The sequence below is a fragment of the Rhodococcus jostii RHA1 genome, from assembly GCF_000014565.1.
GTDB classification, from domain to species: Bacteria; Actinomycetota; Actinomycetes; order Mycobacteriales; family Mycobacteriaceae; genus Rhodococcus_F; species Rhodococcus_F jostii_A.
In genome coordinates this window covers 873,042-887,592 of record NC_008269.1, presented here as the reverse complement: position 1 = coordinate 887,592, position 14,551 = coordinate 873,042, and the positions used below count along the sequence as shown (strand labels likewise).

Sequence of the window (14,551 nt, the reverse complement as noted above, 5' to 3'; positions counted from 1 at the left end):
GCCAAACGATTCGCCGCCGCTCATAGGGGGATGTTCCCATGCTTCTTGGGCGGGAGGGTGACCATTTTGCGTTCGAGGAGGCGCAGGGCGGCCACGATCTGTCCGCGGGTGTGGGACGGGGGGATGACGGCGTCGACGTAGCCGCGTTCGGCGGCGACGTACGGGTTGACGAGGGTGTCTTCGTATTCCTGTTGCAGTTGCAGGCGCAGGGCGTCGACGTCGTCGCCGTTGCGGGCGGCTTCGAGGAGGCGTTTGCGGTAGACGAAGCCGACGGCGCCGGAGGCGCCCATGACGGCGATCTGGGCGGTGGGCCAGGCGAGGTTGACGTCGGCGCCCATGTGCTTGGAGCCCATCACGTCGTAGGCGCCGCCGTAGGCCTTGCGGGTGATGACGGTGATCTTGCCGACGGTGGCCTCGCCGTAGGCGTAGAGCAGTTTCGCGCCGCGGCGGATGATGCCGTTGTATTCCTGGTCGGTGCCGGGCAGGAAGCCGGGGACGTCGACGAGGGTGATGATGGGGACGTTGAACGCGTCGCAGGTGCGCACGAAGCGGGCGGCTTTTTCGGAGGCGTCGATGTCGAGGCAGCCGGCGAAGACGGTGGGCTGGTTGGCGACGATCCCGACGCTGCGGCCGTCGACGCGGCCGAAGCCGACGACGATGTTGCCGGCGCGTTCGGCCTGGACCTCGAGGAATTCGTCGTCGTCGAGGATGCGGCGGATGACCTCGTGCATGTCGTAGGGCTGGTTCGCCGAGTCCGGGATGAGGGTGTCGAGTTCGAGGTCCTCGGCGGTCAGCGAGTCGTCGATGGAGCCGGTGATCGGGTCGGTGGGCAGCATCCGGGGGGCCGCGGCCTGGTTGTTCGACGGCAGGTAGGACAGCAGGTCCTTGACGTAGTCGAGGGCGTCTTGTTCGCCGGAGGCGACGTAGTGGGCGACGCCGGACTTGACCATGTGGGTGTGCGCGCCGCCGAGGTCTTCCATGGTGACGTCTTCGCCGGTGACGGTTTTGATGACGTCGGGGCCGGTGACGAACATCTGGGAGGTCTGGTCGACCATGACGACGAAGTCGGTCAGGGCGGGGGAGTAGACGTGGCCGCCGGCGGCGGGGCCCATGATCAGGGAGATCTGCGGGATCACCCCGGAGGCCTGGACGTTGCGGTGGAAGATTTCGCCGTACAGGCCGAGGGAGACGACGCCTTCCTGGATGCGGGCGCCGGCGCCTTCGTTGATGCCGATCAGGGGGCGCCCGGTCTTGAGGGCGAGGTCCATGACCTTGACGATTTTTTCGCCGTAGATTTCGCCGAGGGAGCCGCCGAAGACGGTGGCGTCCTGGGAGAACACGCAGACGTCGCGGCCGTCGACGGTGCCGTAGCCGGTGACGACGCCGTCGCCCACGGGGCGGTTGTCGGCGAGGCCGAAGTTCACCGAGCGGTGCCGGGCGAGGGCGTCGAGTTCGACGAAGCTGCCCTCGTCGAGCAGGGCGGTGATGCGTTCGCGGGCGGTGAGCTTGCCCTTGGCGTGGACCTTTTCGACCGCGGCTTCACCGCTCGGGTGCTGCGCCTCGGCCTGACGATTACGCAGGTCGGCGAGCTTTCCCGCCGTCGTGTGAATATCGGGCGTGACCGCTGTGCCCGCCGTGATCGGTTCCTGCACCTTTGTCATTGCGTAGCCTCTGCTGTTCGCGTAACTAACGACGGTCGTCACCGCTGACGCCGTGCCGTCCGTTGCGTGCTTCTGCCGCTGCTGCGGCCGTCGATGTGCTGAATTCCGGGGCTAGTCACGTGCCGTCAATTTGCCGCCGACTGGGGGTGGGCGTCCCCGCAACGAACCGCGCAGCTCGGGATGCCGGGGGTCCGCCCGCCAGCTCTCGCGCCGTGCGGCGTTGGGTCAGGACCGCAGCACGCATATGGGGACACCCCCACGATCGCGCGCTGACGTAATGCTAGTTGCCTGGGTGGGTACCGGGCACGGGGCACGCGTCGACCGCCTCGGTAACCACTTGCGGTTCGGGGGACGGCGCGGGCCTCCAGCCCTGCTCCCACCGCTGACCCACGATGACCTCCTCCGCGGCGAGGCTGGCGTTCTCCTCCGGGGTGAACGCACGCGCACGACTGAGAAAACGCATGCCTTCGGGACTTTCCAGGCTGAATCCCGATCCGCGGCCGGGCACGACGTCGAGCACCAGCTGGGTGTGCTTCCACGCCTCGAACTGCGAACCGGAGATCCACACGGGCACCGCATCGCCGCCTTCGGGCCGGGTGGACGGGGTCTCCCCGACCCCGAGTCGCAGGTCGAGGACGCCGAGCAGCACGTCGCGGTCGCCGACGATGAATTCACCGTCGGGGTAACACATCGGCGCGGAGCCGTCGCAGCACCCGCCGGACTGATGCATCATCAGCGCCCCGTGGGTACCGCCGAGGCGGCGGAGAAGCTCCACCGCCCCGGCGGTTGCCTTCAGGCGCTGAGGCGCCCGGGCTGCGTCCATCAGAAGAAGCCCTGAGCCTTCTGGGCGTAGCTGACCAGCAGGTTCTTCGTCTGCTGGTAGTGCTCGAGCATCATCAGGTGGTTCTCGCGGCCGATGCCGGACTGCTTGTAGCCACCGAACGCCGCGTGCGCGGGGTACTGGTGGTACGTGTTGGTCCACACGCGCCCGGCCTGGATGTCGCGACCGGCGCGGTAGGCGACGCCACCGTCCCGCGACCACACGCCGGCGCCGAGGCCGTACAGCGTGTCGTTGGCGATCTCGATGGCCTGGTCGTAGTCCTTGAACGACGTGACGGAGACGACGGGACCGAAGATCTCCTCCTGGAAGATCCGCATCTTGTTCTGACCGGTGAAGATCGTCGGCTGCACGTAGTAGCCGCCGGACAGGTCGCCGCCGAGTTCGGCGCGCTCACCGCCGGTGACGACCTTGGCGCCTTCGCCCTTGCCGATCTCGATGTACGACAGGATCTTCTCGAGCTGATCGTTCGAGGCCTGCGCGCCGATCATCGTGTCGGTGTCGAGCGGGTCGCCCTGACGGACGGCCTTGGTGCGGATGGCCGCCATCGCGAGGAACTCGTCGAAGATGTCCTCCTGGATCAGCGAACGCGACGGGCAGGTGCACACCTCGCCCTGGTTGAGGGCGAACATCGTGAAGCCCTCGAGCGCCTTGTCCTGGTAGTCGTCGTTGGAGGACAGCACGTCGGAGAAGAAGATGTTGGGGCTCTTGCCACCGAGTTCGAGGGTGACCGGGATCAGGTTCTGCGACGCGTACTGCATGATGAGCCGGCCCGTGGTGGTCTCACCGGTGAACGCGATCTTCCGGATCCGCGGGCTCGAGGCGAGCGGCTTGCCCGCCTCCACACCGAAGCCGTTGACGATGTTCAGCACACCGGCGGGCAGCAGGTCGCCGATGACGGAGATCAGGTGCAGGATCGACGCCGGGGTCTGCTCGGCGGGCTTGAGAACGACCGCATTACCCGCGGCGAGTGCGGGAGCGAGCTTCCACACGGCCATGAGGATCGGGAAGTTCCAGGGGATGATCTGGCCGACCACGCCGAGCGGCTCGTGGAAGTGGTAGGCGACGGTGTCGGAGTCGATCTCCGACAGTGCGCCTTCCTGCGCCCGGATAGCGCCGGCGAAGTAACGGAAGTGATCCACGGCCAACGGAATATCGGCGTACAGGGTCTCGCGGATCGGCTTGCCGTTGTCCCAGGACTCGGCGAGCGCGATGGACTCGAGGTTCTCCTCGATGCGGTCCGCGATCTTGTTCAGGATGATGGCGCGCTCCGCCACCGACGTCTTGCCCCAGGCCGGAGCCGCAGCGTGTGCGGCGTCGAGCGCAAGTTCGATGTCCTCGGACGTCGAACGCGCGACCTCACAAAACGGCTGTCCGGTGACGGGTGTCGGATTCTCGAAGTACTGGCCCTTGACGGGCGCAACCCACTGGCCGCCGATCCAGTTGTCGTAACGCGATTGGAAGGACATGACGGCGTCCGGCGAACCCGGGCGGGCATACACGGTCATCGATAACTCCCTGGTGTCATAAAACTCGAAATGAATGTCGACAAAACGATGGGGCATAGAACTCGGAAAGGCGAACTCCCGGTTATGACTCCCAGAACACTACTGAGCGCGCGTTGCAACCACGTTGCATACCGGCCGGTCCGACAACTCGGTACGAATTGGACCTCGTACAACAGCGGACACTGACAGATGCCAACCACAGCAAAGACCTCGCGGCCGATTCGACGTACCCTCCAGGGATTCGACCAGGAGTCGGCACCCGCAGCACTAACCGCATAAGCACCCCGAAACTCAGGCGACTATCCTCGTACACCACGCCCGGACGGGCGAATACCGCCGTCGGCAATGCTACGACCCACACCGCATCCTGGATCTGCTCTAGATGGCATCCACTACAGCGTCAATGCCTACACCAAGACCGTGTGACCACAGTAAGAAGTTGCACCGCACCCAGTGCATTTACCTGTAGCCAGTTTCTCCCCTGTGTTCACACAGCTAGGGGATTAGCAGTTCAACTGTCAGGCGTAGGTGTATCCGGGATCCGGGAGGTAACACCTCAGCTTGTTTCCCAGAACAACTTCAACCAGACACTTGTTGCAATTAGAACACTTCCCCGGGTCCTCTCTTCCCGCGACGACTTCATTGGGGAAGTTCGGTTCCGCAGCAAGAACCCTCGCCAGGGACAGCATATCGGCGGTCCCTTCTTTGATGATCTGATTCATCGTCGCGGGATATTTGTGACCGCCCGTGAGGATCAGAGGGGTATCGCCACAGAGAGGCTTCAGGGCGAGCGCATGATCATACCAATAGGTCTCCTCGAACTTGACCGAGTCCCTTATTCCATACAGGCCCTCAACGAGTTCGGCAGAGATCCCCTCGACGGGTCCGCCGATACCCTTCCTCAGGGTCCCGATCGGAATTTCTCCCCGTGTCATCATGAAGACGTTGTCAACGATCGTGCCGCCACTGATCTCAATGGCGTCGACAAGTTTGGCCACCTCCGGGATGAAGATTCTGGCTTCGTCAAGATTGATTCCGTCTTCCCAGGGTTCGTCAACGGAAATCTTGGTCCAGACAAGCATCTCTGGCCCGACCGCTTCCCTTACCGCTCGGAATGTCTCTTCGAAGAACTTGAACCTCTTCTCGGGGGTACCTCCCCACGCGTCGGTTCGCTTATTGGTATGCGGCGACAGGAACTGCGCCAGCATGTAGCCGTGGGCGGCGTTGGGCAGCACGATATCGAATCCGGCCTCTTTAGCCCTCGCGGCAGCAGCGGCCTGGTCTTCGACGGCCTGCCAGATCTCGGCCTCGGTCATCTCCCGACACGCAGCCTGGTAGAGCGGACTCGGCCCCATCGCAGACGGGCCCATTACTGCCTCTGCGTCTGAGAAGAACAGGTTGGGATTGGCCTGCCGCCCGGCGGCCGCCAGTTGCAGACCCGCTACCGCACCATACGAGTGGATTATCTCCGCCAACTTTGTCAGGCCGGGAATGTGGCTGTCACTGTATGACCCCGTCTGGTAAGGCATACAACGGGGCAGACAAACGTTGGTGTAGCCGGGGAAAATACAAGCAGCACCGCCGGCAGCCTGTCGGGCGATCCAGGTTTCCAGCTCGGGCGTCACCTCTCCCCGCTCCGTTGCCATACCTTCATACATGCCCGAGCGCATCATCCGATTCTTGAACTTCACTCCCCTCATTTCGATGGGTGAGGAAAGTTCTTCCCACTTCGCTTGTCTCGACATCGTGACTCCTTGTTTCTTGGTGATCGTGAAGCGCGGACACAGTGGTCAGAAATCCTTGCTGTCCTGCGCGAATAGATGTGTCCGTCGGTTTCCATCGTCGCGACGGCGACGGTCGGTGCTTCATTGGGGCAATACTCGTTCCGGGCTGCACCCGGCAGCCGTACGTCGGGTGCTCCGGAGTATCACTGGCCACCACGGACCGACGAAAGCGGGATTCATGCCCCTCCACGCCAGGCCTTCTGTAGTCATCCTCGCGCGCGGGGATCCTGGCGTGCACAACTCCTTTTGGCAACATCGCACACTAGACCAGATCGCCGTCTTCTCAAGAGTTCTCAGCCTCTTGCTCGGGTGTCTACACGACGCTGTGCGCCTATTCATTCGGCTAGGGCCATGGAGGGGCACCTCTCCACCTTGAGAATCAAAGGGGTGTCGCAACAAACAGATTTAGGCCCACTGGATGGTCATAGCAGTACGTCTCTTCGAACTTGACGGACTCCCCTGGCCCACACATGCCGTCGAAGTTCATCCGAGATCCCATCAATAGGACCGCCGATACCCCGACTTTCGCGGACAAGTGCGATCGCTTGCAGAAGGCAGGAAGGAGCAGCGTGGTCGCGGTATTGGCGCATGGGTGCGACTGAAGCGTGCCCTTGGTCCTCCTGCCTGCCATGCCGTTACCCGCTAAAAGCGAAATCAGCCCACGATCCACAACGATCCTTGTAGTCGAAATTCTTCCCGTGGTCGTTGTATGTCCAGTGGGTCGTGTGGCAGTGCTTCAGGTTTTTCAGGAACGGAAGAGTGGAATTCTCAATGCGAACTGGGTGGCCATCGTGCCCCTTTGAGAGATTCTGGCTCATTTCCCCGTACGGTGTCTTGAAGCTAACCGAGTCGTCAGTTTCCGATACATCAATGGGTACGTACTTGACTCCGAAACTCTTCCCCACGAGAAGACCGCCGATACTTTTCTCAACCAGGGTGTCGAGCACCTTCCGCTGGGCCTCTGTAGCATTGTCGCTCACATAGATCCCGGCTTCTGAGCCGTTCTCCATAAATTCGGCAAAACTGGAGTACGGGATATCACCGTTGTAGACCACGGTAATTCCGGACATGTCAACGCCATTGACGGTGCCTTCTTCAAGACGGAAGACCATATAATACCTGCATCCGCCCTCGACGCCTCTGCCGAAGTAAAGTGGGCAATGCCCTTCAGCGGCGCATGCCTCGTTGTACGTCCCCGTTACGGTCCATCCTGCATTTAGTTCCTGCATGGCGATTCCTTCCTTATTATAGTCGCGGAGCGATCCGCGACCGTCTTCAGTGCTCGGTGGTAGCGCGGCTGTTGCAGCGGTACCGGTGGTATGGCCGTGCGATCATGATTGTGGCTGAACTGGCGCGGATTCGCGTAGTAGTTCATGACGAGCTAATCGAATCTGTCGATCTGAACTCCCACTTGAATTTGCATTGATCGCACGTCTTTTTCAAGTATCTGCGTCCCGCGAGTACTCTCTAATCCGGGTTCATATTCAACGCCCCCGATCGTCAAACAGTGACGATCGGTTCGCCGTTGAGGAAGGCCTTTCCATGGACGTCGACAGGGCGCCGAATAGTGTCCATTGTCGGACAGTTTGCCTCGACGGTGTGGACGAGCGCTTCGATCGCCTTAGCATCCGCCTGGCTCTCGATACGGGTTTCGAAGGTGATCTGCTGATAGCCGGGCGGAATCCCTTCTTCTCCCATGAATCCGCGCACATCCAGATTCCCCTTGAGATACACGGTGACGGAATCCAGCTCGATCCCCATCATGCTCGCCGTGATTTGGTACAAGATCTCCTGGCAGGCGCCCAACGACACCAGCAGGTACTCCACGGGGCTCGGGCCGGCGTCGTTGCCACCAAGGCTCGCCGGCTCATCGACGATGATCGCGGGATGCTTGCGCACGAACGCAGAGCATTGCACCCCCTTGTCCTGCAGAACTTTTGCCTTGAAGGTCGCCATTGCGGCAGAAGGATTCTGCTTGACGTGATCGACGGCCGCCTGAATTGTCGTGGCAAGTGCAGCATTTGCGGTCATGTGCGTCCTGTTCGTGGATTGAATGAACCTCTCCACCTTCGCTGTGTCACAGCTTCTTCGAGTGCATCAAGCACGAGAGGGAGGTGGAGGCCAGTTCCGGCAATTTGATGAAGCCCCTCAATAGTAGGCAGACCGGTCTGCCTGTGTCAATCATCACCTTCATTGGCCATTCGTGGGCTCAGTCACCATGTGCACCGAGTGCCAATTATTCGGCCCCTGTCCCCCACCTCGACGGAGGACAGCATCTGCATGGTTCATAACCCCGAAGTTTCCATTGGCCACCCGCTCACCAGTCAGCCGAGATGAAGTCGCAGCGTGACCTTATCGCCGCTAATACATTGAAGGATAACGCTTTTCAGAATTATGAAGCCACAATCGATCGAATAGCAACGGCACCAGACCCTACCGTGCCGTCGGCCCAACCGGCAGAAACTAAGCGCCACTGCGAATCTGCTCGACGGAAGGGCTGTACTCCACGGCTCGAAGCCGGGGCTCGTTCGTCAGCGATCGGTTGAAAGCTGCATTATCGGTCCTCCCGAATGCACAGGCCCGGCGCGCGGACCTGCGACACCGTCCGCCTTCTCCGGCAGCATTTTCCGCCTCCATCGGACGACGGACGTCGACGCCGCGGCCGTTGAGTCACGCAGCCATCGCGTCGTGGTCATTGAATCCGGCTTGCCATTCTGCGATGACAACCCTGCAGAACCTCCCGTTCGCCCTTCATCGCAGCGGTGCGATCGCTCGCCTCCTCACACCCTCCGATCCTCATAACCACAGACCGGCCGGCGGCACTCGACCGCGCCGTATTGCCCCTTGTGATCATCCATGGTGAAGGATAATGTACGGACACTACAATCCGCAATGACCGGACATTTAACGGTCGATGGAAAGGACTGGGCAGCTTCGTATGGCCTCGAATACCGCACATCATGGAATCGTCATCCTGGGCGGCGGAAGCGCCGGAATCAGTGTCGCGTCCCGGCTACGCCGGAAGGGCGTAAAGGATGTATGCGTCGTCGACCCTGCAGTCACGCACTACTACCAACCGCTGTGGACCCTCGTCGGCGGCGGCCGCGCCAGCATGGACGAGAGTGGCCGGCCGCAGGCGTCGGTAATGCCCAGAGGGGTGACTTGGCTCCGGAGCGCGGCTGAAGAAATCGACCCTGTGCAGAGACAGATCACCGTCGATGACGGCACAACCATCGGCTACGATCGACTCGTGGTCTGTCCAGGCATCCAGACCGACTGGGATGCAATTCCGGGCGTTGCCGATGCGGTTTCAACACCGTTCGCCTCGAGTAACTACGCCCGCGAACTCGCCCCGAAGACCTGGGAACTCATTCGGAACCTTCGTTCGGGCACGGCAGTATTTACTATGCCGGCCGGGCCGATGAAATGCGCCGGCGCACCGCAGAAGATCGCATACCTTGCAGCCGACTACTGGCGCAAGCAGGGACTTCTCGACGACATCCGCATCGTACTCGTCCTTCCGACTCCGGCCATGTTCGGAATCAAAGCATTCTCTGAGGAACTCGACCGCGTCGCCAAGGACTACGGGATTGAAGTTCACCTGAGCAGCGAGCTAGCCGAAGTGGACCCTGACGGACGCGAAGTGTCCATCATCGACACCACCACCAAGACCACCGACACGATCAAGTACGACCTACTCCATGTCGTCGCACCCCAATCGGCACCCGATTTCATCAAGAAGTCTCCACTCGCACTCCCCGACAACCCTGCCGGATGGGTGGACGTCGACAAGCACACCCTTCAGCACAATCGTTTCCCCGACATCTTCGCTCTCGGCGACGCAGGGTCCACGCCGAACTCCAAAACCGGTGCCGCCGTTCGCAAGCAAGCACCCGTGGTCGTCGATAATCTTCTCGCGACAGTCAGCGGCCGGCCTCTCACCGCGGCATACAACGGATACGGGTCATGCCCATTGACCACATCTCGAAACACGATGCTACTGGCCGAGTTTGACTACTCTGCCCAGCACACACCCTCTATCCCTCTCATCGACACCACAAAGTCTCGCCGGGACATGTGGTACTTGAAACGATACGGGCTTCCCTTCCTGTACTGGAACCTCATGCTAAAAGGACGTGCCTGAACGTCGGCCAGAGGGGCTTCTTCGAGCAGACCTCGACCTCTGCCGTGCGCCAGCACACCACTGAGAGAAGCCCCTCCCCCGGCAGTTGGTACAGGGATCGACGTACCAACGTTCCAGCCGCGGCGCAGATTGCGAGGAATGCCGCTACTCCAGTGACACGACTGCAGAATCCGACACGACTCGCGGCAGGAGCACCTCCACAAATCCCAGGGACCGAGGCTGATAGCCAGCCCTTCGTAGCCCACACCACGCTCCCCACAAAAGCGAGCCACCATCTCCGGAACAGTAGTGATACATTCTTCAAACACGCTGTGCGGACTAGACTTTGACCATTTCTCGGCGGCCTACTTGCCTTCACCGATACAACCCCTGCATCGGGCTAGGTGCGACATGCGGTACCGGGAAACGAACCCTTCGGCATCGGTGGAATCGATAACAATCTGCGAAACACGCTGCTATTCTCGGGATCTGATAGTCAGATACAGAAACCATGGGAGAGTTCCCGCAGTTTGCAGGACCCGGCCATCGCCCACCCTAACCCTCGCCGACCCAGTCTTGCTCACCCTCATTAACGACCGATTCCCCCTGCCGGTCGAGGAGATCACGAAGCTATTCGACATCAGTCGATCTTGTTCAAGAGTTGGCGGTGTCGCGCACCATCACCCTTAACTCCGCTTCTTCGAAGCTCGACTAGCGGCATTGAGCAAAGCCAGAGCCATGGAGCGCCCGCGATCGAAGGCTTCAGACTCTGGTCGAATGGAGGCGGCGACGAGGATGCCGTCAAAGATCACACATAGTTGCTCGGCGAGCTCGTCCGAATCTGCGTACCCAGCGCGCTCGAGCATGGGCCCTAGGATGCTGAGCACGTCCAACTTGTGAATTCGTGCCCAACGCCGCGCCGGAAGCTCCGATTTGGGCAATTCGATCTGAGCCACCACGAACAAACATCCACGGTAAGAGGCCTGCACCCAGAAGGTACAGAGCAGATCGAAAATGCGGGAGAGCTTCTCCTCGGGGGAATCGTCTGCATCTGCAATTACGTGCAGCCGACTGACGATATCATCGTGCTGGCGCTCGAGGTATGCGTCGATCAGATCATTCTTACTCTTGAACGCCGAATAGAAGGACGCCTTCGCGATACCGGCTCGATCGATCAGTGATGTGATACCAGTGTTGTGAATACCGTCGGTAAGAAATAGCTCATCAGCCGCAGCAAGGATGCGCTCTCTCGCGCTTCCACGATGAGGCAAAGTCGATGTCGATCGCTCCGATGCGTGCACTTGATCCCCTATCCTAAGCCAGCCAGAACGGTCTGTCCAGCCACAATTGGAGTCTACCCCTGAACCTGGACAACTGGTACGTCCTGCCGCAGCTTGACGAGACGCGGAGAGGAGTTTCGCCGGGACACCCGACCTTCAGCATTGGAGTTAAAAGCCACGCGAGTCGATTCGCCCGAACCGCGCAGCCTCGAGCAACGTAGGACACAGGAATCCACCCGATCGGGCTTCCGGGCGTGGCACTGGCGGCTCGCCCGCGGGTCACTGTCGGATCCGATCGAGATTTCGTACTACACCTGCTCCCGTGTCCGGCGTACCACGCTGACCGAAGTCGCTGCCGTCGCCGGGCCGCGGAGACGGGTCAAGCAGCGCTTTCAGCAGGCCAAGAACAAAGCCGGCCTGGTTCTGCGCTTCTTCGGCACCTTATCTGAACAGAACCCCTATATCGCATGAGATTTCGTCAGCGACAGCCTTGATGTACGTCCCGATTTGCTGTAGCCGTTCTTCGGTGTTGCGGTAGATGGATCCGGCAATACCTATGGCGGCAACGGCGTGTCCAGTTCGATCGAGGATCGGGGCCGCAGCGTCGCAAATATCAGGCTGCCACCCGGGGATGGTGAGGGCGTACCCGCGCTCGCGAGTCCGCTCTACGCGAGTGATAAGTTTCTCGACCGTTCGAGGGGTGGACTCAGTGAAAATTTCGAGTGGATCCGAGAAGGCTGCTCTAATCATCTCAGCTGGATGGGTACTCAGTACTGCCATACCGGTTGCTGTGGCATACGCCGGGACACGCTGACCTAGATGAGTCTGCACTGCCACTGCTCGCGCACTTGCTACGCGGACGATGTATAGCACGTCCTGGCCGTCGAGGATTGCGACATGGCAAGTCTCGTCCCAGTCCGCCGCCGCCTGTTCTGCGTAGTGTTCGACCATCCGCAGCGGTAGCCGTCCATTTACCGACACGACACCGAGCTCCCACAGTCGGATACCGAGACTGTAATTGCCCTGACCGTCGGTGCCAATCAAATTGTACCTTGCGAGCGTGTTGGCGAGCCGACGCACAGTGCTCTTGGGCAGCCCTGTGCGCACCGCAAGCTCGGTCAGTGGCAACGCAGTCTCTCCGTACCCGAAGGCCAAAAGCAAGTGCACGGCGCGGTCGAGCACGCCGACGTGCCCGTTCGAACCTTCTGTCACCATCGTGTCCTCTGTAGTGGATTCACCTGCAGCTCATATTGGAGACGGCGTGAACCGCAAGATCGAACCAGCGCGATTCCGGATCCGTCGTCGCATTGCCTGGAGGACGTGGCGAACGCCGCCGCCGGTCCATTCTCCCTCAGTCACTAGTGAGATGCTATTACGTTCAAACGGATCTTGAAGGTTCTTAGCGCTGGGGCATATCGCGGCCTCGGCCACCGGAGCCGGTCTCTCCCACGTGCCGGGGATGAATAAGTTAACGTCACCGCGCACCCGCACGGTGCCGCGTTTACGAGAGCGTCGGTCACCGCGAGGTCGTCCCCGGCCACGATCACTCGTCACGAGGAGCGACCGCGCTGCGGGGACCAGTCACTGAATTCCGCGGCGTGGGGACAGCGGTCACTTCGGTGTCTGTGTCGACGACGGGAGGGTTCTGGCCCCACTGTCTGTGACGGCCTGTCAGTGGTCGAGGAAGATTCGTTTTGCGGACGAGGTCGCCTGAGCATCACAAAACTACGTGGAATCTGGCCCGCAACGATGATCATGTCTCCTCGGGGTTGACCAGGGACTTAGTCGGCGACGCACGCCCTGGGAGTAGCTGGTGATGGTGAGCTTCGTGCTCGCACATTTGCGGGCGACGTTGGCGATCACCTCGGTGGCTTGGTGAGGGCGTCGGACTTGCTGTCGGCGTAGTTTTGTCCGTGGTCATCGCCCGCGTCATGTACAGCAGCACATCTCCCACCCGTTCGGGGCTCGCCCGTTCGACTATCGACCGTTGTACGGGGATCGGCGCCCTACTCCCTGGACGACCACGACGCTCCCCCACCGCTACACCGTCCGGAGCCGTGTGCGGCCCGAAGGCGAGAGTAGTGATTGCGCCCCAGCCCTTCCCACAGATCCGGCAGCGACAGCGGCTCGGGCGAGTTGAGCAACTGGGTGGCGATGGCCGAGCGGGCGCGGCGGTTGGTGTTGCACGTACGTGCTGATCAACATTACGGGGCCGGGCGACACCTGCGGCCTACCCAAGTGGCGTCCTTCGAATTGGTGGCGTATGAAGGTTGAGCGATAGGGCGTCGAGTCCCTCGCTGCCGCCGATTGCGATGGCGCGCTGTCCCCGGTCTCCGGATTCTCGACTAGGTAGGTCTGGATCCAGATGCCAGGATAATCGGTACCGAAGGACACCATTTCGAACATAACCGACAAGGGTGAAAGCTCTGCGGCGCGTGGTATTTCACTCCGTACCACACCTGACCCCGATCCGCACCATCGGAAGGCTATCGGTAAGAGTCGATGACGGCCAGAGCCATGGCGCGCCCCCGTTCTATTGCACCAGATTCGGGTCGGATGGCTGCAGTGACTAGCGTCCCGTCGTAGATGATGGCCAGTTGTTCGGCAACCTCAGCGGCGTGCGGATGATCAGCGTCTTCAAAAATGTTACGGAACGTGGACAGCACAGCCATTTTGTGTACACGAGCCCATCGCTTAGCCGGAAGATCTGATTGAGGCTGTTCTATTGCAGCAACGACGAATAAGCAGCCCCGATACGAGTTTTGCGCAGTTGCCGTAGCGAGAAGATCGAAAATTCGAACGATCTTAACCGGCAGTGAGTCATCGCTCCGCTCTATGATATGGAGTCGCTCGATAATAGTCGTATGTTGCCGCTCTAGATAAGCGTCCACTAAGTCATTCTTACTTTTGAACGCGGAATAGAAAGTTGCTTTGGCAATGTCGGCGCGCTCAATAAGGAGTGTTATGCCCGTGTTGTGGATTCCCTCGGCGAAGAATAACTCTTCAGCGACAGCTAGCAGGCGCTCGCGGGCGCTCCCACGCGCTCGTGTCCCCTGGTGGACTTGGGCTCGCATGGTCCTACCTCATACCTAATTTGGCCGACATTCTAGCTAGAACAGTCTGTCTGTGAGGCTACGCGCGAGTAGATACCCGAGCAAGCCGCACTCACTCGCCCAGCACGGTCGATTCTGGATGACTGCGCTGGGCCGCTTATTAGATGTCACGGCGCTCGCAGTAGCGAGGGTGCGCGGTCGATTCAACTGCCTCAGCTTCCTCGGTCAGCCCGACCCCGCGCGAATCGGAGACTGGCGGCATCATGTCAACGGACACTGTCGCCTGGCGCTCGTCGGGTATGCG

Annotated in this window: 10 protein-coding genes; 1 reads left to right on the top strand and 9 read right to left on the bottom strand. The window is 60.8% G+C overall.

The features are described 5' to 3' along the window. Nucleotides 1-20 precede the first annotated feature (20 nt). The 6 genes from RHA1_RS39765 to RHA1_RS39740 form a co-directional block, all read right to left on the bottom strand. Nucleotides 21-1,661, bottom strand: a complete 1,641-nt coding sequence (locus RHA1_RS39765) for an acyl-CoA carboxylase subunit beta (RefSeq protein WP_011599642.1) — start codon at nucleotides 1,659-1,661, stop codon at nucleotides 21-23. Between the two features lie 280 nt (nucleotides 1,662-1,941). After that, nucleotides 1,942-2,484, bottom strand: coding sequence for a DUF779 domain-containing protein (locus RHA1_RS39760; RefSeq protein WP_011599641.1), 543 nt, complete (start codon nucleotides 2,482-2,484; stop codon nucleotides 1,942-1,944). Then, nucleotides 2,484-4,007, bottom strand: a complete 1,524-nt coding sequence (adh, locus tag RHA1_RS39755; protein WP_011599640.1) for an aldehyde dehydrogenase — start codon at nucleotides 4,005-4,007, stop codon at nucleotides 2,484-2,486. Before adh ends, RHA1_RS39760 begins: the two co-directional genes overlap by 1 nt. A 518-nt stretch (nucleotides 4,008-4,525) precedes the next feature. Continuing rightward, nucleotides 4,526-5,752, bottom strand: a complete 1,227-nt coding sequence (locus tag RHA1_RS39750) for an NADH:flavin oxidoreductase (RefSeq protein WP_011599639.1) — start codon at nucleotides 5,750-5,752, stop codon at nucleotides 4,526-4,528. 674 nt (nucleotides 5,753-6,426) lie between these two features. Continuing rightward, on the bottom strand, nucleotides 6,427-7,020 hold the full coding sequence (locus RHA1_RS39745; RefSeq protein ID WP_081437570.1) for a DUF1326 domain-containing protein: 594 nt from the start codon (nucleotides 7,018-7,020) through the stop codon (nucleotides 6,427-6,429). A 271-nt stretch (nucleotides 7,021-7,291) separates the two neighbouring features. Beyond that, on the bottom strand, nucleotides 7,292-7,822 hold the full coding sequence (locus tag RHA1_RS39740) for an OsmC family protein (RefSeq protein ID WP_011599636.1): 531 nt from the start codon (nucleotides 7,820-7,822) through the stop codon (nucleotides 7,292-7,294). A 907-nt stretch (nucleotides 7,823-8,729) separates the two neighbouring features. Here RHA1_RS39740 and RHA1_RS39735 point away from each other — a divergent pair. Continuing rightward, complete coding sequence (locus RHA1_RS39735) at nucleotides 8,730-9,935, top strand: NAD(P)/FAD-dependent oxidoreductase (RefSeq protein WP_050787588.1); 1,206 nt, start codon at nucleotides 8,730-8,732, stop codon at nucleotides 9,933-9,935. Nucleotides 9,936-10,600: 665 nt separating this feature from the next. On the opposite strand, the gene RHA1_RS39730 is transcribed toward RHA1_RS39735, so the two are convergent. From RHA1_RS39730 to RHA1_RS47745, 3 genes are all read right to left on the bottom strand, one after another. Further along, complete coding sequence (locus RHA1_RS39730) at nucleotides 10,601-11,215, bottom strand: TetR/AcrR family transcriptional regulator (RefSeq protein ID WP_011599632.1); 615 nt, start codon at nucleotides 11,213-11,215, stop codon at nucleotides 10,601-10,603. A 420-nt stretch (nucleotides 11,216-11,635) separates the two neighbouring features. Next, the gene (locus tag RHA1_RS39725) at nucleotides 11,636-12,409 is read right to left on the bottom strand and encodes an IclR family transcriptional regulator (protein WP_011599630.1); all 774 of its coding nucleotides are present in this window, start codon (nucleotides 12,407-12,409) and stop codon (nucleotides 11,636-11,638) included. Nucleotides 12,410-13,680: 1,271 nt separating this feature from the next. Next, nucleotides 13,681-14,268 carry a TetR/AcrR family transcriptional regulator gene (locus tag RHA1_RS47745; protein WP_011599627.1) on the bottom strand — a complete coding sequence of 196 codons (588 nt, stop codon included), beginning with the start codon at nucleotides 14,266-14,268 and terminating at the stop codon, nucleotides 13,681-13,683. Nucleotides 14,269-14,551: the final 283 nt, after the last annotated feature.